This window comes from Bartonella senegalensis OS02 (genome assembly GCF_000312545.1).
Lineage (GTDB): Bacteria > Pseudomonadota > Alphaproteobacteria > Rhizobiales > Rhizobiaceae > Bartonella > Bartonella senegalensis.
The window spans coordinates 1087229-1108285 of the sequence record NZ_HE997540.1; the positions used below are offsets into that span (position 1 = coordinate 1087229).

General features: G+C 39.4%; 16 protein-coding genes and 1 pseudogene. 11 read left to right on the forward strand and 6 right to left on the reverse strand.

Translation table 11 applies throughout. The annotated features are described in order from the left end of the window. Positions 1 to 165: 165 nt before the first annotated feature. The 5 genes and pseudogenes from BN200_RS09660 to BN200_RS04390 form a co-directional block, all read left to right on the forward strand. Positions 166 to 400: pseudogene (locus BN200_RS09660) on the forward strand (hypothetical protein); the annotation flags it as partial. A gap of 254 nt (positions 401 to 654) precedes the next feature. Continuing rightward, positions 655 to 1113, forward strand: coding sequence for a hypothetical protein (locus BN200_RS04370; RefSeq protein ID WP_051007740.1), 459 nt, complete (start codon positions 655 to 657; stop codon positions 1111 to 1113). Then, on the forward strand, positions 1110 to 2234 hold the full coding sequence (locus tag BN200_RS04375) for a hypothetical protein (protein WP_019221291.1): 1125 nt from the start codon (positions 1110 to 1112) through the stop codon (positions 2232 to 2234). Before BN200_RS04370 ends, BN200_RS04375 begins: the two co-directional genes overlap by 4 nt. Continuing rightward, the gene (locus BN200_RS04380; RefSeq protein WP_019221292.1) at positions 2231 to 3238 is read left to right on the forward strand and encodes a phage tail protein; all 1008 of its coding nucleotides are present in this window, start codon (positions 2231 to 2233) and stop codon (positions 3236 to 3238) included. Before BN200_RS04375 ends, BN200_RS04380 begins: the two co-directional genes overlap by 4 nt. 1388 nt (positions 3239 to 4626) lie before the next feature. Beyond that, positions 4627 to 4833: a hypothetical protein gene (locus BN200_RS04390; protein ID WP_019221295.1), complete on the forward strand. Its 207-nt coding sequence runs from the start codon at positions 4627 to 4629 to the stop codon at positions 4831 to 4833. 53 nt (positions 4834 to 4886) lie between these two features. On the opposite strand, the gene BN200_RS04395 is transcribed toward BN200_RS04390, so the two are convergent. Next, a complete protein-coding gene (locus BN200_RS04395; protein ID WP_019221296.1) occupies positions 4887 to 5147 on the reverse strand; it encodes a hypothetical protein in 261 nt (86 codons plus the stop codon). Between the two features lie 126 nt (positions 5148 to 5273). On the opposite strand from BN200_RS04395, the gene BN200_RS04400 reads away from it, so the two are divergent. The 4 genes from BN200_RS04400 (at position 5274) to BN200_RS04420 (ending at position 10036) form a co-directional block, all read left to right on the forward strand. Continuing rightward, positions 5274 to 5936 carry a lysozyme gene (locus BN200_RS04400; protein ID WP_019221297.1) on the forward strand — a complete coding sequence of 221 codons (663 nt, stop codon included), beginning with the start codon at positions 5274 to 5276 and terminating at the stop codon, positions 5934 to 5936. A gap of 1525 nt (positions 5937 to 7461) precedes the next feature. After that, complete coding sequence (locus BN200_RS04410) at positions 7462 to 7716, forward strand: hypothetical protein (RefSeq protein ID WP_019221299.1); 255 nt, start codon at positions 7462 to 7464, stop codon at positions 7714 to 7716. Between the two features lie 1006 nt (positions 7717 to 8722). Continuing rightward, on the forward strand, positions 8723 to 9046 hold the full coding sequence (locus BN200_RS04415; protein ID WP_019221300.1) for a hypothetical protein: 324 nt from the start codon (positions 8723 to 8725) through the stop codon (positions 9044 to 9046). 120 nt (positions 9047 to 9166) lie between these two features. Next, positions 9167 to 10036 carry an enterotoxin A family protein gene (locus BN200_RS04420; RefSeq protein ID WP_019221301.1) on the forward strand — a complete coding sequence of 290 codons (870 nt, stop codon included), beginning with the start codon at positions 9167 to 9169 and terminating at the stop codon, positions 10034 to 10036. Positions 10037 to 10166: 130 nt separating this feature from the next. Here the strand turns inward: BN200_RS04420 and BN200_RS04425 are convergent, their stop codons facing one another. Then, positions 10167 to 11198, reverse strand: coding sequence for a phage capsid family protein (locus tag BN200_RS04425; RefSeq protein WP_019221302.1), 1032 nt, complete (start codon positions 11196 to 11198; stop codon positions 10167 to 10169). 702 nt (positions 11199 to 11900) lie between these two features. On the opposite strand from BN200_RS04425, the gene BN200_RS04430 reads away from it, so the two are divergent. After that, positions 11901 to 12344, forward strand: a complete 444-nt coding sequence (locus tag BN200_RS04430; RefSeq protein WP_019221303.1) for a hypothetical protein — start codon at positions 11901 to 11903, stop codon at positions 12342 to 12344. 2353 nt (positions 12345 to 14697) lie between these two features. Here BN200_RS04430 and fdhE read toward each other — a convergent pair. Beyond that, the gene (gene fdhE / locus BN200_RS04440; protein ID WP_019221306.1) at positions 14698 to 15654 is read right to left on the reverse strand and encodes a formate dehydrogenase accessory protein FdhE; all 957 of its coding nucleotides are present in this window, start codon (positions 15652 to 15654) and stop codon (positions 14698 to 14700) included. Positions 15655 to 16463: 809 nt separating this feature from the next. Between fdhE and BN200_RS04445 the strand changes: the two genes are divergently transcribed. Further along, complete coding sequence (locus tag BN200_RS04445; protein ID WP_019221308.1) at positions 16464 to 17213, forward strand: DUF4167 domain-containing protein; 750 nt, start codon at positions 16464 to 16466, stop codon at positions 17211 to 17213. Positions 17214 to 18099: 886 nt separating this feature from the next. Here the strand turns inward: BN200_RS04445 and BN200_RS04450 are convergent. The 3 genes from BN200_RS04450 to BN200_RS04460 form a co-directional block, all read right to left on the reverse strand. Beyond that, positions 18100 to 18549, reverse strand: coding sequence for a hypothetical protein (locus tag BN200_RS04450; RefSeq protein WP_019221311.1), 450 nt, complete (start codon positions 18547 to 18549; stop codon positions 18100 to 18102). A gap of 370 nt (positions 18550 to 18919) precedes the next feature. Continuing rightward, on the reverse strand, positions 18920 to 19246 hold the full coding sequence (locus BN200_RS04455) for a hypothetical protein (RefSeq protein WP_034988967.1): 327 nt from the start codon (positions 19244 to 19246) through the stop codon (positions 18920 to 18922). 780 nt (positions 19247 to 20026) lie between these two features. Then, positions 20027 to 21040, reverse strand: coding sequence for a PAS domain-containing sensor histidine kinase (locus tag BN200_RS04460; RefSeq protein WP_034988789.1), 1014 nt, complete (start codon positions 21038 to 21040; stop codon positions 20027 to 20029). Between the last annotated feature and the right edge of the window lie 17 nt (positions 21041 to 21057).

A 21057-nucleotide genomic window follows, 5' to 3' on the forward strand; every position in this document is an offset into this window, starting at 1 on the left:
AAAGAAGTAAACCATTCATACCATTGCGGATGTGCGTAAACAAGAAGTTCAATTCTTGATCACAAGAGGTTATGTAGTGATGTTTGCCTCCCGTAATAGAGCGGTTATGTCGGTGCACTCTTCTTCATTATAACGGGCGTTAAGTGCGGTGTGGTGCTTTTTTAGCAATCTCTTGAAGAGGAAACTGTTTGGTTGCCGGAAAGACAACCCTTTCCTCGTAACACAGGACACATTTCTCTTCGCGCTGGAGCCGTGGTTTTATCGTTTTAAATTGCCTATTCCAGAAGGGGTGAATTGGTCGCATGTGACGGTGTTCGATGTGGAATTGCAGTCTGCCGGCATGCCGATAGTGCATGACTTTCAAATAAAGGTGTTATGCGGTAGTGCATGCCCTCAATAAAAGCGCTATGCGCGGTTAAGTGTACTTCCTGTCGTGAAGAAATGATGCGGTCCGCTATGCCGCCTTATGACAGGAAAAGCAACACGGTCACCGTGCTTTATTACCTTACAACCTCTAAAGTGATGCGCGAGAAGGGCTTGTTGTAAAAAAATAAATGCTGCCCCTGTATGCCTATGGAAAAGATGAATATTTGTTGAGGATTTGCTGTGAAAAGATCGAAAACTCGCAGCAAAAAAGTGGAAAAAGCCAAAATTATGACACGGCGATGCGAAAGACAAAATTCTTATTCGGCTCATCTTACAGGGCAATGGAAATGGGAAAAAATTGCGCCCTATCAAGAGGCGCTCAATGCTGCACTTAAAAAATATGCTTTGCGCTTTCCTGATGATGTTTGTCTAGAAACAATTGCCGAAGAACTCATCAGAGGACAAGCACAATTGTGGCTGGTCTTAAAAAATCACAGTGAATTTAGTGCTTTTGCGATTACCAAAGTTGAAAGAACACATACAGGAAAAAAACGCGTCGTCCTCTCAGATTTGGCGGGAGAAGGAGGGCTGGAATTGGTCAAATTGATCGATAAGGTCGAAGAATGGGCGCAAAAAATCCATGCTGAGGAAATACATATGTTTGGAAGATCTGGATGGTCTAAAATGCTTAGCCATCACGGATATTCTCGTAATCTCATTCATTATAGAAAGGTTCTAAACCCATGAGTAGAAAAACAAAACCTCAAGTGCAAACAACAACACAAACAAATGCACCACCCGCATGGGCGGCTGATATCCTTAAAAAAGCAAGTAGCCAAGCACTTGACCTTTATAATAAAGGAATTGGCGGAAATGTTTATCAGGGGCAGCGCAGCGCTGGTCTTGGTACTATGACAAAAAATGCTCTTACCGGTCTAGAACAGGCGGCTAGTCAGTATAATAATCCCGCATTGACACGGTGGTTTAATGCACCAACCCAAAGTGCTCAAAATCTTCTCGGTATGGCTAAGGGGGATTGGATTGGAAACAATAGTAAATTTAATGCTGCTTTGCAAAATGCCTTAAGTAAAACTTCCGATGCTATTAATCAATCTATGGCGGGAGCGGGGCGCTATGGTTCTGGTGCCCATACCGGCGTGCTTGCCGATGAGCTCGGTGCATTGGCAACAAATGCTGCAGCACAGCAGTATAATCAAGATATTCGTAATATGATGAATGCTAATCAGATGATTGATCGCTCCTTATATGATCAAGTGAATGCGGCTAATAATTACTATCAAGGGCAAAGTAATGCACAGAGCAATGCTTTGAAAGGTGGTCTCATTCAAGATGTTAATCGGCAAAACGCTTTAGATGCGGAGCGCCAAAAATGGACAGAACAAGATAATCAAGCTTGGAACCAATTAGAACGCTTATTGCGCGTGGGAACGCAAGCCGCCGGAAATTATGGAACAACATCAGGAAAATCTACAACAATGCCTTCCGTTACAAAAGATCCGTTGCGTGATGCACAGCAGGTGCTTGGATTGGTGGGAGGAATTTTGGGACTTTGTGATGTGAGAGCTAAAGAAAATATCGTCCCTGTCGGTGAAAAAAATGGCTATCCCCTTTATCTCTTTAATTATAAAGGAAATCCGCAACGCTATCGGGGGGTGCTTGCGCAAGACGTGTTGCGTTTGAAGCCTGAGGCTGTGTTTGTGAATGCAAAAACAAATTTGTTGCATGTCGATTATGACAAAATCGGCTTGAAAATGGAAAAAATACCAGCACCTAAAAAGAGAATTGCTACTTTCTTTTCTGCTCTTTTTGCGCATTTTCCCTTTTGGCAAAAAGGATATCTTCTATGAGCTCGATTTATGATTGGTCGCTTACTGCATCCGAAAATGCCTATGTTGATGAGAGTATAAACTGGGCAGAAGGACAACCTCCAAGTTCAGTCAATGATAGTGCTCGGGTGATGATGCAACGTATCAAAGAATATTTATTGGATAATGGGGGGGTGATTGACACGCAGTTTATGCTCGATGAGGAGAACAATAGAACCTCTATCCGTTTGATGACAAAATCTCATCTTGAGGCTTATAGAGGAGGGATTATTGTACGCTTTAGGGCACAAGGGGTAAATAGGGGAATCACAAATGTTGCTTTAAACCAATTGCTCTTGCGTCCCGTTTATATGGCAACTCCAGAGGAGGGGATAGCACCTTTAAAGGGCGGAGAAATGCAAAGAGGTGGGCTTTATGAACTCGTTTACACTTGTGATATTGCTGGAAAAAATGCCGATGGTTGGTTTTTAACCAATCCTACTCTCAGACTTCCTGAAATCCCTCCCTTCCCTCCTTTACCAGAAACTTTCCCACCGGGCTTTATTGGGACTTTTGCTATGGAAAAAGTTCCAACAGGGTGGTTGTTGTGTGATGGGAGAGAATATTCACGCAACACCTATGCAAGCCTCTTTGCTGTTCTTGGTGAAACATGGGGAAAAGGTGATGGGAAAACAACATTTCATGTGCCAGATTTGCGTGGAATGTTTTTGCGCGGGCTCGATAGTGGAAAAAATGTCGATAAAGGACGCCTCTTGGGAAGCAGACAAGAAGAGTCTTTTAAAGCCCATACCCATGAAGGAAAAACAAATTCCGCTGGCAAACACCAGCATGGTTTAAAAGGGTTTAAATCAATAACTGTGCAAGCAAATATGGATGAGTGGAAATCTCACCCTTATGGATATGATTCGGCAAATTCTTTCACAGAATTTGCGGGAGTGCATGAACATCAGGTCTTTTTGGAAAAAACAGGTGGAGGTGAAACGCGCCCCGTCAATGTGGCAGTTGTTTATGCTATCAAAGCGTAAAAATTGAAATTTTTGCAGAGTTCAATTGTTGCAAGAGATTTGCTATCAAAAGATGGTTTAAGAATATGCAGTGCACTCAACTTAAGAGTGAGAGATTGATTTTAAGAAAAATACATTTTTGCTTTGCATTCTCTTGAATGTGTTCAAGATTTTTGGGTGAGAAGGGAGAGGTCTGATGGGATTTTTCCAGCATTTGGATGTGCTTCTTGATCTCTTGGTCATTTTTGCTATGGGCATGGAGAATGCAAAGGGGCTGTTGGTTGATGCTTCTCTTTTTTATTGAGACAGAGTATTCTTCTGTCTCTGTATACGAAAAATTGGCTAACAAAAATAGTATACGTAAAGGTGCGTTTAAAATTTATATACATCTTTGCGTCTGTTGTTGGGGATGACATTTATTAAAAAAATACTCCGTGTTTTTTCGTGTTTGCTGTGGCTTAAGAGAAGAATGATGTATTGTCTCTCTTTGATAAGAAGAAGAGTGTGAAAAGATAAGAAGGAGAATGTGCAAACAATCTGCAGAGCTTTTTGTTGATGAGAGGTTTATTATGATACCAACTGTGGCCAGGCGTGTATGCTCTAAATTAGCTCTTCCTTAATTTTTGCTTTTGTTTCCTGAAAATTGTTTGAAAAGGAATGATAGGAAGGCTGGAAAAGCCTTTTGTGAAAGATGGTGGGTGATGAAATGGAGCCGCAAGGTCTTGGAGCATTGTTTTTGGGGTTTTCGTAGACTGCTTTCCAGTTGATTGGTTTTCTAAAGAGCTCGATTTCACTTTTCTTGTGCTTTGCTGAAAAGATACAGAGACAATGAGGTTAGCGTCAGATGGCAAAGTCTTTGGCAGAGGAAAATGTTTAAACGAGAGAGTGGTGGTGAAGCATTTGTGGAGATGTTGCCGTTGAAGTTGGAATTCTAGCCGTGTTTGTTTTTTGTCGTTTAGGTCTCTAGTGGGTGCGTTACAGGGGCTGGATTCTAGAGGTTAAGTTCCAAGGAGTTGGTTTGCGCAAACCAGTTTTGCGCAAAAAATGTCTTTCTGCTTAAGTGATGGTGGATATAAAATGGCTTTGCAGGGACGGTGCTTGTTCTAGAGAATGGGGGTCACAGATTGGAAGTTTACCGTTTCAGTTGAAAGAAAAAATGTCATCTTAAGATGATTTTTTGCTTGAGTTTTCTGGATTTTTTTCAACCCTTTTTCAAAGGGTTCTGCCTTGAGGGTTCTGCCTTGAGGGTTCTGCCTTGAGGGTTCTGCCTTGAGGGTTCTGCCTTGAGGGTTCTGCCTTGAGGGTTCTGCCTTGAGACCTGAACGGTGCAAAAGTTTGTTGGTAAAAAAACTCTGAAATCAAATCTAACAATAGGGCTGTTCTAGAGTTTAGTAAAAGGAGAAAACGCAATGGCACTTTTTCCATTTTCTATCGCTGATATTGATGATCCTGAACATATTCGGGTGGTTCTTTATGCCAGTGGAAGAATGGGGCATGCCCCTTTAAATGCACTGTTAAAGCAAATGCATAAAGATATGACACAAATCTCGCAACGCTTAGATGCTTTAGAACGACAATTGAAAAAAACAGATCGTGTCAATGTTAAACATCAATAAGATGTTCAGGAAAACAGTGAAGACAGTGTAAGGGGTTATTATAAAAAAGTTATTCAATCAGCAACTAAAGACTTTGAACTGCCAGTCTTCGATGGAGGAGTGAGACTATCCACAGTTAAAGACATAAGCAGCCTATCAGCATTCTCTGAAGGAGTAAATGTATCAACCTTCGTTGAAAGAGCCGGTCTCTTGGCAGATAAAGAAAATCTATCTTTCGACAAAGAAAGTCGATTAATCGCTGGTGGAAGCGTATCATTTACTCCAGCATCGTCCATAAAGAAGGGCAGAGAGAGCAAAAAATAACTCACAACCAAGGTATAAGGCTGTTGCTTGAGGTCATCGCGGTGTTCCTAAGGAGGCACATTTTGTCAGTAATTATCCACGGTTTATTCCATCATTTTATTTTTATATACCCTAAGTGATTTGAGGAGTTTTTTTAAATGCGAAAAATTTCAAAAGAAGGCCTTAAAATTATTAAACGATGGGAAGGACTCCATTTGCATGCTTATCAAGACCCCGTTGGTCTGTGGACAATCGGTTATGGACATACCGATCAACTTGGTGAGCCTCCTGTGCAGGAAGGGATGCAGATTACTGTTGCTGATGCGGAAACTCTGTTGCAAAAAGATCTCGCACAATTTGAAAAAACTGTCGAGGAAATGGTGGTGCAGTCCTTAAATGATGAGCAGTTTGCTGCTCTTGTGTCTTTTTGCTATAATGTTGGAATAGAAGCTTTTTGCAATTCTACATTGCTAAGAAAGCTGAATAAAGGGGATTTTGAAGCTGTGCCGGCTGAATTACAAAAATGGACCAAAGTAGAAGGTAAACGCTTACAGGGACTCGTTCATCGCCGGGCTGCTGAGGCCGGTTTGTGGGCAAAGGGGGCTTATGTTTCTTCCAATTATCAACAAGTCCAAACACCCAGAAAGCCTGTGTGGGGCAATGTGGAACTTTTAGCACCAATCATTAGTTCATTTTCAGGATTAACAGGGATTTTAACTGGACAGGGACCTGTACAATGGGCGTTCGCTCTGGTTATGGTTTTGGCGACAATCGCCGCTATTGGGATGTCTGTCTATCGGATGAGAGAAGAGTACCCGTAATTTTTTCTCTCGTAAGAACTTTCTTGTTGTCTTTATGCTTCCTGCTGCGTTGAGCAGCTTTTTTATGAACCCTTCCTTGAACCTAACGACTGGAAGCCAAGCTGTTTCAGTTTTGTAAAAATGTTAGAAAATGATGGAGATTTTTTTCTTTCCCCTTTTGTTTTGCTCTCTTGCCGTAATGGAAAAGTTCTCAACTTTTTATAGATTTGTTTCTGTGAAAAAAACAAAATTATTCTTATTGCTTTGGATTTGACAATAGATCACTTTGCTTAAAAACAATAATGTAACAATAACGATATTATGAATCATAAAGATTGTGAATCATGAAAGAGGGCGGAGTATTCAATACTATCATTGATGTGGGGAACTCTTTTTGCTTTTTTGTATAAGACGATCTTATCGTAAGAGCTATTGTGCTTAACTCTCTTTAGATTATGAAGCAGAAAGCTTGTATCATCATTCTTTAGTAATAGCGCAAAATGTTGCACTCGCCCTTGGTACTTGAGACGGTTCATGAGAGGTATTTTTACTCCTTTTTCTAAGTGTTTTTATCCAACGCTTATTCTGTTTTATAACCTGCAAGAGAATGATTGGGCTTGTTTTACTTTGAGGAGCTGCGATAAGAGAATTTTGCGATATTCAGGGAGCTCATTTGAGTTGTAAAACAATAAATTATCTTTATAAATCAATTTATGGCTTACCTATGCTAACAAACACTGCCATGCGTGCCTTTGTAGAGAAATTATTCTATTGCTAGTTTTGTTTTGAATGAGCATAAAAAGTGAGACAACTGTAGGGGACTGAAGAGAAAAATTTTCTTATGCCTTGCATGGATATTTTTGCTTTGTGGAGATCTCATCCAGGGTAACTTTTATGTCGTGATAGCAAACAACATAGAAAATTTTTTATGAAGGAAAAATTTCTTTCAAGAGAGCATTGCTGTGTGGATAATTGGTTATCGATGTACCACCTAAATGAGAGATTCTCTGTTGGTAAAGCCTTGTGAGAGAAGAAAAAGGGGTAGCGAGTTCCAACTAGCTTTTCTCGAAAACTTAGATCATTGCAGTAGAAGTTAATCTTTATTGCTCTTCTTGATTGTGACAGTTTATTCTTTTGAGTTTAATGGCATTGAACAGCTCATCAACTTTTGTATCAATCCGGACTTTTGCACAATAGCGCTTCAGTTTAAAACAAGAGAAGGTGCTCTCTCTTGTTGTGTTGGGTTTATACCAAAACGGCAAATGAAATATCAGCTGTGTATTGTAAAGAAAGAGAACTTTCTTGTGTTTTGGTATCCAAATCTCTGAAAGTCTTTGCCCTAAAAAATTGTTAGAAGGACAAAGATTTTGCAGCGGCTATGTCACGTTTGTTTTGATCTTGCTGCTGCATGTGAGGCCAATTATGGAAAAGAGCTTTCTATTGATGATGCGTAAATGGTGGAATTCAGGAAGAAGTTGTATCGTTTTTTTACATTGATCAATTCATCCACTTTTTTAAACACAAAAAAATGAAAAGGAGTCATTTTATGATGAAAAAATTAATTTTAGTCGTTTTAGCCTTGTGTCTTACTGGACCTGCTTGTGCACGTATTTGGACTGTTGAAAAGGATTGTCAAAATGTAGGAGGACAATTGCTGTCAACAGTCATGGTCAATAACATTTCTGTTATTCCTTATAAAAAAGCAAGCGGGCTTAATGTTCTCTCTCTTCTTGAAGTGCGCCCTGTAGGAGAAGGAGAGCGTAAATTTCTGGCAAGGGATTTTTTATATTCAGAGGCCTGAAATTCTCGAGGTCGCTTACAGAGCTTACAGTACATCAAGACTTCTTGATGTTTGTTATAAAGATCTTGGATCTTTTGAGAGTATTGTTTTGGGGCTGAGAATGCGTAAAGATTAAATCTATTCTCGAGAAAGTGTTATGGATATGTTTTATTCTTTTGGAAAATGAAAATATTCTATACTGAAGTTTTTTGAGAAAAGTACGCACAAGCAATTATGTTAAGGTTGAGGTGCGAGGAAGAGTTTCAAGAAGAGCTGATTTTGTTTTTAATCGCGTGTTTTTAAAATAATTGTGCTGGTACGTGATTTAAAAAAAATTATGTGACACAAGACTGAGTTATAAGAGGCTGCTTGGGTAGTGGTGAAGCAATCAGACATTCAAGTGATGCTTTAATTTCACACTCTTTTTTTTGAAAATAAGCTATAAAATTTGGCAAATTTTGCTTGTACCGTATACAAGTTGGCACCATTTTTTCTTTTTCTACTCAAAAGTTGTGACAGCCTTTGCCACTTGAGACGGTTCATAAGGAGTATTTTTACTCCTCTCTTGAGGAGTTTTCACCCCCACGCTAACTCTGCCTGTGATATGTAAGCAAGTGATTTTGCGGGATTTGTTCTAAGCAGGGTTGCGATGAGAAAATCTTGGGATAGTTAGAGCTTTCATTCAAATTGCAAAATGATTAATTATCCTTATAAATCAATATGATATCTTATGACGGTATCATGATTATCCAGAGGTGATACTCTTTATTTAATGCTATAGCATTAAATAAAAACATTGCGGAAAATTTCTCAAAGGTCGCTTTGAATGGGTTATCTCAAGGAGAAATAATCGGGGCTGCTCTTTTCCATAAGAGTCTTTGAAAAATATGAAAGAGGCGATTGAGCTGTTAAAACGCAAAAAGAGCAACACTTCATTCTACAACAATAAAATAATGAGATCTTCGCCCTTAAGGGCGAAGAACAGGTGAGAAAATATTTATTGCAAGCGATTTTTAAGAGGTTAATTATGAAAAATTTTTTAAAAAAAACATTCTTTATTTTGCCAGTCATGGTTGTGACAGCCACTATTTCTCATGCTGCACAGCATGTAGAACGAGGGTATATCAATTCTGTTACAGCTAAAGATGTAGGAACGAAGTGTTCTCTCGAGTTAAGATATTCAGCAATTCCTGATAAAGGAGATGTCACACAACTCTTCTGGAGTTGTGATACTCTCGCTGGAAAGAATATTCTTGATTTAGCTAAAACTGCAGTCATTTTGAACAGAAAAGTACAGTTGACCTATGATGATGCAATTAAAAATGCCGTTATAGAGATTAAGTTAAAATAGCACTTCTTGATTTTTTATAAATTTATCATTTTTCATCTCTGTAATTTGCATAAAGTAACTGTACTCTTTAGAGGATTATAGGGATGAGAGATACAATTTTATCATTGCAAGGAATCAAAAATGATTAAAAGAGCATTTTCAATTATCTTCTTGATAGTTTTATTGCCTATCTTTTCATTTGTTCATCCGATATATGCTGAAGATACACCTTCTGTCGTTTATCGTTTAGATGGTCGTTCTCCATCAGAGATATTTTTCGGAGACGGTTTTGCCTCGTGGGGTGGAGAGCATGCATCGTACGATCTCTTGTTTCATGTCAGCGGTGCTTCAATTGAGACACGGCATTCAGGCTATATCTCTACAACGGCTAGTATGGAAGCTCTTTACAGAATGGCCCGTCAGCAACTCATTGCTAATCCTCAAGAGACCTATTGGGTCTACGATATTACTCCAGGATTGAATTTTTTTTATATTCCTAGTTCGTTACTGATGACAGCTTTGTATGCTGATAATGAGGTTCAGGCAAATAACGTTATGAGTCTTTATAATACATTTGGGTGGCAGGAAGAATGGGCCGCTACTAATTTAATCCCTACAGAATCAATCTATTCAGCAAGAAGTGTTATGCTGCAAGGGGATCAAGTTGTTTTCGGTCCTAGAACTTTAAATCCTAATTTTATTCCTTCTCAGCCTCGAACAAATCCCGATCTTATCACTTCAAGTCACTATGCTTTCTTAGACGCATATTATGCTGGTGAGGATGCACTTACGGCAATGGCATTGTCATTTTTTGCAGAACACTCAAGAGAGGCGTCCTCTAACAATCATCTTGTCGCATCATGTTCAGGGGTACCACCTTCTAGTAGCCATATGATGAAACGTTCTTTAACGCGTGATCTGATGAATTCTCATAATCTCACTTGCGCAAAGTACAAATATAGCTTTGAAGATATTTGGTATAAAACAAAACTGTTGCATGAAGCTCTTTAAAGAGAATAAGATGATTTCGGGGATGACTTATCTTAGAGCAAGATGTGAACGCCGAAGTTTTGCTCCTCTCATAAAGTAAGTTTAAAAAAACGCGCGAGATGAGTGAGAAATCCAAATAAAAACATCAAATCTAACAAGGAGTATAGGTTGGAATGACAACCGTGGCGAGATCTTGACTGTCTTTTGGTGGGTCTTGGGGATCATAAGGGATTGGGAAGCGTGCCTTTTTCATACCTATGATGGTTTCAAGAGCTACAGTGGAAGGATTTTCGTAGTTTTTTATCGAAAAGTTTTCAAAACTATAGTCTCTTCCAAAAGCCATGATTACACTTTGGCTTCCAAGCAAAACAGCACGTCGTACATCGTTAACAGCCGTGTTGTTTATTGAATGAACACCGTTGGTTACATCAACAGATTGACGCAAAACAACATCATTATATATACCAAGGGACTCTTCAAGAAGAGGGTGATTTTCGTCAAGACACATCCATTCATTTGCATTTTGAATATGTTTCCACATATCGGGGTCCGTGTTATCTCTTAACTGTGTAACTTGGGTGGGATGCAGGTAGAGGACATAGAATTTTCTGTTGTTGATATATGTTGGGCGAATTTTATGGTATGCGCATTTAGCATGTATGACAGCTTTATCGATCAGGTCAAGACTGAAGCTGTGGTGTTGAGGATCTGTTAAATCTTCATCCTTCATCACTCCCTGGGGGCGTATGATGCGTTTACTGCTTGGGGCAGTTGGTTTGTTAAAGCCGTAATCGATGGGTTGGAGCGTTAAATTTTGTTTACCAGAGTTTATGCTGTCTGCCGTATAACCACAAACTTGGATGAAAAACATCCGGCTTAACAATTCGCTGTATGCATCAATCAGTTGATATTGCGCATCTTGTGCACTAACGCAGTGCCTATTGGGCAAGGGGAGTATCAGCTCTTCAATGTGCACTTTGTCATACAAGAGCCATTGTTCATTTCCTTTTAACGTTTCTCCTGTGGTAACACCACCATCTAACATTGAGACACGCAGATGAAAAGAGACAGAGGTCTCCGGTTCTCTCCCTGTTTTCTCTTTCATTTGGATGATGCTGTCTTCAGGTTTACAGCTTAGAAGAGCAGCAATAGTGCTCTGGCATTGTATATTTCTTACAGTCATCTCAAAAACTTCTCTTTAAGGGTATAGAATGATAAAAACCAGTTTCCACAACTCTTTTTGCTTTGTTCTGATGACTTTAAAAGAATAGGGAAATTTTTACCTCTCTTGACTCTGCCATAATGATGGCGAAATAATGTCAAAATATTCCAGAATAAAAGATGTCGTCTTTTTTTCATTGCAGTAGAGAGTTTTTTGTAGGGAGATGGGCATTTTATTTAAGAGCATATCCTCTGTTTATTAGGATTTTTCTTAAAAGCGGCAACGTATTTTATTTCACGTTTTTGTGCGTTGGTTATGGGGAGAACAGTGTGGAAGGTAGAGTGAAATTTTTCTCTCCTTACCAAAAGTATAGGGAGAGGACAAATGTTGTTATTAGCATCACAGAAAATGGCAGCATTCCCTTTCAACAGTGTTTTTTCTCTGTTGGTCAGAAAATCTCATAGAGCTTGGATGGGATTTTACATCTCCAAAGTTTTATGGAGAATGCCTTGAGACCCTTTTGATGAAAGACAATGTAAAAAGTTTCTCACAAGAATTTTAACGACAAAGAAATGAAAAACATTCATGACATAGAGAAAAAGGTGTATTTTTACAGAAAAGATTGATCATTTATGGCGACAACATGTATGGTGGGGCATTGATATTTCTGTCATTTTTTGTTGTAAAAAGCTTCTCTTGAGATATTTAAAGGATACAGTCTTGATGGAAAAAAGAATCCGCGCGAGGCAAAAAGCGTATTTTAAAAAATTATATCGCAAGATCGCTTTTGTCTGCATGCTGCTCTTTTGCGTGGTGTTGTTTTGTTTTGGTTTTGTAAAAATTATCAGTTCTTTTTTTCCCAACAAACACGTAACACAGCCTGTGCCTGTTGAATTAAATATTCCAGTTTTTGATCACCGCGTATATTGCAAGGAAGTTGCTGCTTCAGTCACGCTTGATAGGAAAAGGGAGGTTTATCAGCACTGTCTTTATTTAGAAAGTGAAGCCTATTTTGCAATTCGTGAAATGTGGGATACCCTTTCCGATACCGCAAAGAAAAAATGTATGAAAATGGTGCGGCCAGGCGATGGAAACTATTTTCTCTTACGGGATTGTTTGCTCAATGAAAAAGACAGTGATAAAAATAAAGTACGCAACCATTTTTAAATTTTTATGTGCGAATTTAAAGGGCAAAAAGTTGTATGAAAAAATGATAAAAGCCTTGTTCTTCTTGCAAAAAAAATGATGAAAATGGTGTATCCTCGCGATGGAAATTCTGTGCTTTTAATATTGTATCAATAAAAGAAGTATCGCATTTTATAAAGTATATCTTTTTAAAATAACAACTTTAAAGAGATGATGAATGCGTCGATGAATATTTGCTGTTTTCTAATGGTTTAAAAGATAACATAAAGCCCTCTGGAGAGGAGGACAGAAGCCTTGATAGTGTTTTTGTTCTTCATGGCGCTAGAGCTTTCTTTTGAGAAAAAGGTGAAAAGTTGCTGCAAAACCCCATACAGAAATATGATAAGTTTTCTGATCGGGATAAACAAACATGCCTCCCAAACCCTTATCATCCCCAAGATCTACAAAAAGACAGTCAAGACCTCGCAACAGTTGTCATTCCAACCTATGCTCCTTGTTAGATCTGATGTTTTTTACTTGGATCTCTCACGCATTTCATGCGTTTCGTTGTTCTGTTGTGAAGTGCTTTATAAGTTGCAAGGTGTTTTATAAAAAGCTCGAGCATTTCTCCAATCCAATATGGATAAATTGGAGGCGGATAAATTTGGGTTTTATGGCGTTGTTCTTCTCATCAACCGCGTCTTTTTTCTGTTGCTTGTAAATCAATGTCCAAAGTTGATGTGCTCGTTTGTTTGAGGCAAAGAGTGAGATGGTTCATTAGCTTTTTTTGCATTTATCGCTTTTGTATGGGAAATAAGAGTAAAGGGGTTTACCTCTCTCTGTTTTGGGTATCTCTCAAACGGAGAGAGCCTTATTGAGGGAGAATATGCAGTTTTAAGGATACCAGCTTCCAGCCTTATAATCTCCTTTTAATCCGGCTTTTTGGCTTTCAAAAATATCTAAAACACTGTCTTGTCAATAATGGCGATAGCACATTGCCTCACGCTTTTGTGTTTCGGCTTCTTTAATGGGGGCATGCTCTTGAGCGCAAGACAGAACGCTATCATAGTGCTAATCACATATTTGTTTTAAGCTGGTTTTAAAGAGACATCCTTTAAGTCACAAACGCTTCTCTCTCGATGGCACCCGTGATGGGTATAACGGTAAAGCCATTGTGGGTACCACCATCTTTATGCTTAGTGGGTGTACAGGCTTGCACTATCATTCTCTTTGCTAATTCAAAATTTTGTATCAATCCTTGTGTAGAAACGTTTCATGAAAGGCATTTTTACTCTCTTTGTCTTTCACAGTTTTTATTCGCGCACCAGCACCGTTTGTGGTGGGGAGGTAAGCAATTTTAATTGACGCCCTATAAGAGCGAGTGATGAAAGACTGTGATAATATCAGGGATTGTTAATTCAAGTTTAAAAACAATAAATTGTTCTTATCACTCAAGGCATGAACTCATTTTATAAGGTGCTATTGTTCTTTTTGTATTTTAACGGATCGATTGCCTCTCTTATATTTTTCAAAGGAGTTTATGAAAGAGGGGGCTCTTAGTTCTCTCTCGTTGAGATATCCATCCCGCTTAAGACAGCCATTGAGGGATCTTATGAATTGCTTTATAACGTCATAACGTTAATAGCATGGAAAGCAATTTTTTAACATCCCCTTTGTGTGAGCATTATTCTCTTTAAATAGGGTATGTTTCTTACACAAAACAGAATGCTATAGTGTTGCATATTATATTCACGCGCTGGTTTTAAAGAGACATTTCTTAAGGCACAAAAGCCCCTTTCGCGACAGCATTCGTGAAGGGTATAACGGTAAAGTCATTGGGCACCACCCTCTTTATGCTTATTGAGTGTGCAGGCTTGCACCATTATTTTCTTTGTTATCCTCCAATGTTGAACATCCCTTGGCATTTGAAATGGTTTATGGAAGGCAATTCTTCCTCTTTTTTCATAGTTTTTATTGGTACAACAGTTCCGCCTGTGATGGAGAAGCAAGCAATTTTCATTGATGCATTATAAGAGGGGAATGATGAGAGAATGGTACGTGGGGTTTTCCTTCAAGGTGCAAAATAGTAAATTATCTTTATAAAGCAATAGAATGATCTTCTAAGATAGTCTGTGCCTTTTAAAGCTGAAAAACTTCAAGCAAACTATAAAATGGCTCTTTTGTGCTCAATGGTAAAGGTGGATTTGATATTCCTTTTCGGTGTAAGTGAGGGGAGCCTTTGTATTTGTTCCATTTGTTTATTAAGATCTGCGTTTTTTTTCATTAACTGTATAGAGATTTCTGCTAGTTTTTTGTTGTGTTAGCCGTGAATGTGAGCTGTCGTCCATTAAGCTCTTTGTTTGAGAGCAAAATCCAGTTAATTTTTCTCTTCTGCTCATGCTAAAAAGGGATTGAAATTCCCATGCTTGAAATGAAAAGAGCCTTGCTGCAAAAAATGCGGTGTTGGCGTGTTGATGTCATCGGCAAAAACATCCAAGGTAGGATTTTGGTGGGAATTGAGTTGTTTGCAATAACGTCCACATGTTTTACAGGTTTCCAGGACAAGACCTTCGGGAGTGTTTTCAAGAGTAGAAGTAATCGTCTTCGGTGCTGCACAAAAAGTGCATTGGTGCTGCGGGGCTTGCCAAAGGGTGCCGCAATAAAGGCAAGAACACATCCGCATGGTTTTCTGTGCTTCTCTTTCGATAATGATGCTTGCTGAATGTGTCCCTCTACAAGCAGGACAGCAATTGTTTGGTTGTGGGGGTAAGCTTTGCGCATCAAGCTGTGACGCGGCAAGGGAATAGAGAATTTGCAATGTGCCGATGATGAGAAGATGTTCTGTTAATTGCTGTTGGGAAAGTCTATGATTGAGCAGATTTTCTGCCCACAAGTGCCATTGGTCTTCTTGCTGTTGTGTGCGCTTTACAGCTTCGTGCTTTGTTGGCGAAAAGGTGCACCCAGAGAGCATGCGGGATAATAGGCGTTGCAAAAAATCCTTCACAATGCTGCTATATAAACCCAAAGATAACAATTTTGACCGGTCAAAAGAAGGAGTAGAATCAAAAGAACAGGTGGAAATTGTCCCAAAACGACTAAGAGGTCCGGCAAAATCTTTAAATTTTTCGATTGATTGTTGTTGGGCATTACAAAAATCTGCAAAAAAAAGCAGCGATTCTTTGTGGGGCGTCTCATTGGCTAAATGTGCAAAACGTTGTGCACGTTTTGCAAACACAGTTTTCTCATCAGGGAGTCTAACGAAAACAGAACAGTGTGTTCTGCCATTCTTTCTGCCATCCTTATTGATGAAATTTGTTATTAAGGATGACTCCGTTTTTAAGTTCTGCGTCATGCCGCTCCTTTCTTTCCTAAAAAGCCTTATCGTTTTTTTACTTTTTTGCTAAGATTACCGTCCAAGATAAATGCCCTGCACGGTGGATGCACTGCACTTTAATCCATCGAACTTAAAAAATTTACAGTATTTTTGTCCAGTTTTGGCAAGAAAACAGATGCCTTAATATTTATAGTACTTGAATAATGCTCCCTATTTATCTATATTTATGAATTATAGATATGGGAAGATATTGTAAAGCGTAAGTATCGCTTAAAGATTGTCTTTCATAAGGGGGTTGCTTTAGCGTAAAAGACAGGCTATGATTTATAAAATCAGTATGTTCGCGCGGTGACTTCTGGGGGGTAAGTGCTTGTAAGATAAGTGCGCGTAAGGTAGGGAATATCGGTTTTTTTGAGATCGGTGGTTTTAGAGAAAAAGAGAAACTACTAACGTTTTTTCTGGTAAGAATGCAATATTTGCCAGAAAGTGCGTATTTGTGTTCTCATTTTTCATTATTTTTCCACAAGATGGTTATTTTTTTAGTGAAATATGGTCTATTTTAAAAAAAACACTTGGCATTTTATGTGAACATCACTACGTTCCTGCTGGTTAGCAGAGAAATAGGGAATTTTAGGCTTACGGTTTCCCTGCTGTTTTTGTGATTTTCAAAAAATATATGCTTTATCAAATATCAGTAGGTATTATCATTTGAGTGAAATAAACGCGGATAGCCTGATAACCGTATTTTTAACATGATCAGCATTATTGAAAAGTAATGCGGTGAGGAAGAGTCATTAAGACATATCAACACTCCAAAAGGGATAAAGATGAGGCCACAACAAAATAGACGGGCACGCGGTCGCAATAATAACAATAATAATAACAACAATAATAATAATAACAATAATCGTCGTGGCCCTAATCCGTTGTCTCGGAATTATGAAAGTAGCGGTCCGGATGTTAAGATTCGCGGAAATGCTCAGCAAATTGCTGATAAGTACATAAGTCTTGCGCGTGATGCACAGGGTGCTGGCGATCGCGTTATGTCGGAGAATTATCTACAACATGCTGAACACTACTTGCGTATTATTCTCGCAGCGGTGGGGCAAACGTCACAATCTGTTCGCCGTGATGACAATCGCGATGAAAATAGTGCGCAAGAATACGGTGAAATAAGTGCAGAAGATGCAAAAAAAGACACCGTCGTTTCCTGTGATGTCGATATATCACAAATACAGCCGCAAAAAAATGGTAAGGATCGACGGGCAGAAACTCAAAATGAATATGCCTGTGATGAGGCGTTAGAGGCAGGTGCTTTGCCAGAGGAAAAAACAGAGCAAGGGCAAGGCATTTTGCAAGAAAAGCCTGAACCTGTTAAAAAAATACGTCGCCCTTCACGCCGGCGTACTGTCCGTGGTATTCAAGAAGAATCGCCCCCTGAATTATCACTTGCTCCATCAGAAAATGGTGTTGTACGGACAGAAAAAGATGCATCTTTGCCTTGTTTGGCTACAGAAGTGCAGAGAAAACCACGTCGTCGTCGGGTGGTAACCTTGCGGTCAGAAGAAAATGTTTAAACAAAAAAGCCCTGTTGAAGGTCCGGTCGCGGTATTCCTGTCTTAATGGGTGTTGAGAGAGGGGACATTTGTTTGCATTGTTGTTTTCATGAGAGAAGAGCTGTGACCAGTTATTACAATCTGTTTGCCGTGATGACAATCGCGATGAAAATAGTGCGCAAGAATACGGTGAAATAAGTGCAGAAGATGCAAAAAAAGACACCGTCGTTTCCTGTGATGTCGATATATCACAAATACAGCCGCAAAAAAATGGTAAGGATCGACGGGCAGAAACTCAAAATGAATATGCCTGTGATGAGGCGTTAGAGGCAGGTGCTTTGCCAGAGGAAAAAACGTCGCCAAGGGCAAGGCATTTTGCAAGAAAAGCCTGAACCTGTCAAAAAAACACGTCGCCCTTCACGCCGGCGTACTGTCCGTGGTGTTTAAGAAGAATCACACTTTGAATTGTACGATTATCAATTTTTATGGGTACCATCAGAAAATGGTGTTGTACGGACAGAAAAAGATGCATCTTTGCCTTGTTTAGCTACAGAAGTGCAGAGAAAACCGCGTTGTCGTCGGGTTGTAACCTTTTGGTCTTGAGCGAAAATGTTGCAATGAAAGAGCACTGTTAAAGCGCTTATGGGAGATGTTGCTGGTTTAATGTCAGTGCAGTGTACATTTTTTGTTAAGAAACATCTTGTGCATTTGCATATTTTGGACTTTTAAGCAAAGTGCCAGAAGTTTTTTACAATAGCACTACATTGATGAAAAAAAGCGCCCTTGTCTTGTCTGTATTTGGTGCAGAAATATAGAGAAAACCCCGTTTTTGCCTTGTATTTACCTTTGAGATTGAGAAAATGTTTCAAAAAACACTATTTCAAGGGTTCATGGCGATGTTGCTGTGTTAATGGGGGTGGGGGACGATATTGTGTCCTGTTGTTTCAACAGAAAGAACAGCAATAAGCGCACCGCTATGATAATTGTAAATCATAAATTTTGTTTGACCGTCTGGCATTAAAACCCTCAATATAATATTGTGTTCCGAAAGACTGTGCGACAAAATCTGTGTTCCTTTCGGTAAAGAGAGAGTGTGGTCGGCAACTTTTGGACTTTTGTTATAAGAGGAGAGTTGGGGCGAGTTTTGAGGAGCTGATTTCGTTGCAAGCATTTTATAGACAACTAAAAATAAGACAGCAAAAGTCATTATGAGTGTGATTGAAATGGCAATCATCATAAAGCGCATAAGCTTTTTTCTGACGCGTTCTACTGCAGGGTCTAAAGGGAGATCTTGAGGCAGGGCACACTGCTCTGCGCGATGGTCTTTTGAAGTATGACTTTGTTGATTATCCACCATGCTGCCTGTTTCCTTGATTGTTCTCTCAAAGCTTGATGGGTTTATGCTTTTAAGGGCTTTTATGCAAGAAATTTATGGGAAAGGAGTGCTAGAGAGGAGATGATGTGGTTAAGACATCTGCTTCGTTTTCTGTTGATCTGTTCTCACGAATGTTTTGACTTTTCAGCAACAAATTCCCGTGGTTTGTCACAGACCAGATTAGATTGACTTCTTGTTGATGTGGGTTTGTAGGTAGTTTTATGCATTGTGCGAGGATTTATTGCCCCAATATTATTCATTCTATTGCACTGTTTCCTTGATTGTTCTCTCAAAGCTTGATGAGTTTATGCTTTTAAGGGCTTTTATGCAAGAAATTTATGGGAAAGGAGTTCTAGAGAGGAGATGATGTGGTTAAGACATCTGCTTCGTTTTCTGTTGATCTGTTCTCATAAACGTTTTGACTTTTCAGCAACAAATTCCCGTGGTTCGTCACAGACCAGATCAGATTGACTTCTTGTTGATGTGGGTTTGTAGGTAGTTTTATGCATTGTGCGAAGATTTGTTGCCCATAAAAGGCAAATTTTTTGGTAGAGGGTATCATGGCTTGTTCACAGGCTTGCGCTGTCGGGTAGCTGGTGGCCATTGTATTGTTAGAATAACAGCTGTTAAAATCATCTGTACATGAAACCACGAGGAGAATAAAAACAAGGCTATTCATGAAAGACTTTCTCAATAAGAGGTTGATCGCAGAGAACATCATCTGTCCACTTTTACGGATTTTCTTACGGCAAAACGCTCTTAAAGTTTGTTTGTTCCAATCTCGTTTCTGGTAGGAAGATGAGACTGCGCCTTGGCTAGGATGGAGATGAAATCACAGAATTGCTGTGGGGACCCTTTATTGATAGGGGAAAAGGCTTAAATGAAAAAACGCTGTTTAAGCATTCGTGGCGAGGTTGTCGTCTTTGAATGGTGGTGGGGGTGTTTTTCGCCTTTGTGTTATCATGTGATAAGATACTGAGGAAAGGTTTCCACTTGTTCACTGTGATGAGAATTGTGATGCAAACAAGATGCAAGAATGCGGTGAAATGAGAAATGAGTACTGAAGATAACAAAAAGACACCGTTTATCTTGGCGCATGCTGTTCATAAGAGCCTCTTGATAGTATCTTGGGGCAAATATGCAGGAGATCTATCACAAAAAGAGCGCTAGGACATGGAAGTGTTCCGCTTATGAAAGCAGATATAGGGTTATGCGCTAGAGGATGCAGTGGGATGGGCATTTTAAATCGTTTATGGAGATGTTTTTTTGAACTCGATCAAGCGCTTGTGTGCCCGTGTGCTGGTTTTGCTATGTATTTTTCACTGGGATAGAGATGAGAAGCTCGATCTCCAAGAGGCTGATTGTGAGGAAATAGGTCTTTTTTGTGGGAAAAAATTCTAAAGAAATGCTGGGGGACAGGTATTTTGTTTTTTCATTGCGTGGTGTTTTAAATGCTCTTTTAAAAAAAGATATCAAAATAATCGTCAGGAACCCACAGGCAATAATTAATCCCTTTTTCGGTTATTTTTAAGGAGGCTGAACCATTGACAGAAATAGGGACAATCTTTTCTAAGACAGCACTGCCAAAACACGCTTTTTTTTGGTGAGAAAGAGGAGCCTCTTCTGCAAAATTTTCATTCCAAGTGATGAGAAGTTGTGTTGCTCCATTGATTTTTGTGTGCACTTCACACCGCACACAGACGCTTCCCTTTTCTTGTGATAAGGCGCCAAAAGAAAGAGAATTAACAATCAGTTCATGAAAAGCCAAACCAATATGCAAAGCAGCATTAGGAAATAGATAGGGATCTGTGCCTTCCAGTGAAAAGCGTTCGGTTTCTTTTATTAAATACCCTAAAGTTTGCGAGTGAACCAATTCGCGAAATTGGGCGCCACGCCAATCGGAATCGGTGATCAAATCTTGAGAATGCGAAAGAGAATGGAGGCGTCCTTGAAATTTGCGTAAGAAAATCTGCAGCGATTCAGTATAGCGTGCGGTTTGACTGGCAATACTTTGAATGATAGCCAGAAGATTTTTAGAACGGTGGCTGACTTCGCGAAGCAAGATTTTTAGCACTTGCTCACGGCGGCGTAATCCTGAAATATCAACACCAGTGGTGATAATGCCGATAATGTCTCCGTTATCGTTGCGGTGGCAATCAATAGAGAATTTATACCAAATCGTTTGTTTGGTCGTATCTTCAAAACGTGCCTCAATGGTGTGCATCTTGCCTGTGGCTAAAACCTGCAATTTGATGGTTTCCATATTGTCTGCAAGGTCAAGCGAAAAAAAATCGCTGTCACGACAGCCCATCCGCCATTTGCTGTGCAAATGCTGTGGTAAGTTTTCAGCCCATAAATAGACAAGATTCGTTGTTTGGTATAAAACACAAATATCAGCGCCATGGATCGCTTGCATCAGAGCGCTTAGATGCGATCTCTCCACGGGAGGCTTTGGAATAGGCGTAACAATCATGGTGAGAATGCTGATCT

Excerpts from the sequence above, each read along its gene's own strand:
- BN200_RS04380 (WP_019221292.1), top strand. The coding sequence starts at position 2,231 with ATGAGCTCGATTTATGATTGGTCGCTTACTGCATCCGAAAATGCCTAT.
- fdhE (WP_019221306.1), bottom strand. The coding sequence starts at position 15,654 with ATGACGCAGAACTTAAAAACGGAGTCATCCTTAATAACAAATTTCATC.
- BN200_RS04445 (WP_019221308.1), top strand. The coding sequence starts at position 16,464 with ATGAGGCCACAACAAAATAGACGGGCACGCGGTCGCAATAATAACAAT.
- BN200_RS04425 (WP_019221302.1), bottom strand. The coding sequence starts at position 11,198 with ATGACTGTAAGAAATATACAATGCCAGAGCACTATTGCTGCTCTTCTA.
- BN200_RS04390 (WP_019221295.1), top strand. The coding sequence starts at position 4,627 with ATGGCACTTTTTCCATTTTCTATCGCTGATATTGATGATCCTGAACAT.
- BN200_RS04400 (WP_019221297.1), top strand. The coding sequence starts at position 5,274 with ATGCGAAAAATTTCAAAAGAAGGCCTTAAAATTATTAAACGATGGGAA.
- BN200_RS04455 (WP_034988967.1), bottom strand. The coding sequence starts at position 19,246 with ATGAATAGCCTTGTTTTTATTCTCCTCGTGGTTTCATGTACAGATGAT.
- BN200_RS04370 (WP_051007740.1), top strand. The coding sequence starts at position 655 with ATGACACGGCGATGCGAAAGACAAAATTCTTATTCGGCTCATCTTACA.
- BN200_RS04450 (WP_019221311.1), bottom strand. The coding sequence starts at position 18,549 with ATGGTGGATAATCAACAAAGTCATACTTCAAAAGACCATCGCGCAGAG.
- BN200_RS04415 (WP_019221300.1), top strand. The coding sequence starts at position 8,723 with ATGAAAAATTTTTTAAAAAAAACATTCTTTATTTTGCCAGTCATGGTT.
- BN200_RS04460 (WP_034988789.1), bottom strand. The coding sequence starts at position 21,040 with ATGATTGTTACGCCTATTCCAAAGCCTCCCGTGGAGAGATCGCATCTA.
- BN200_RS04410 (WP_019221299.1), top strand. The coding sequence starts at position 7,462 with ATGATGAAAAAATTAATTTTAGTCGTTTTAGCCTTGTGTCTTACTGGA.
- BN200_RS04430 (WP_019221303.1), top strand. The coding sequence starts at position 11,901 with ATGGAAAAAAGAATCCGCGCGAGGCAAAAAGCGTATTTTAAAAAATTA.
- BN200_RS04420 (WP_019221301.1), top strand. The coding sequence starts at position 9,167 with ATGATTAAAAGAGCATTTTCAATTATCTTCTTGATAGTTTTATTGCCT.
- BN200_RS04375 (WP_019221291.1), top strand. The coding sequence starts at position 1,110 with ATGAGTAGAAAAACAAAACCTCAAGTGCAAACAACAACACAAACAAAT.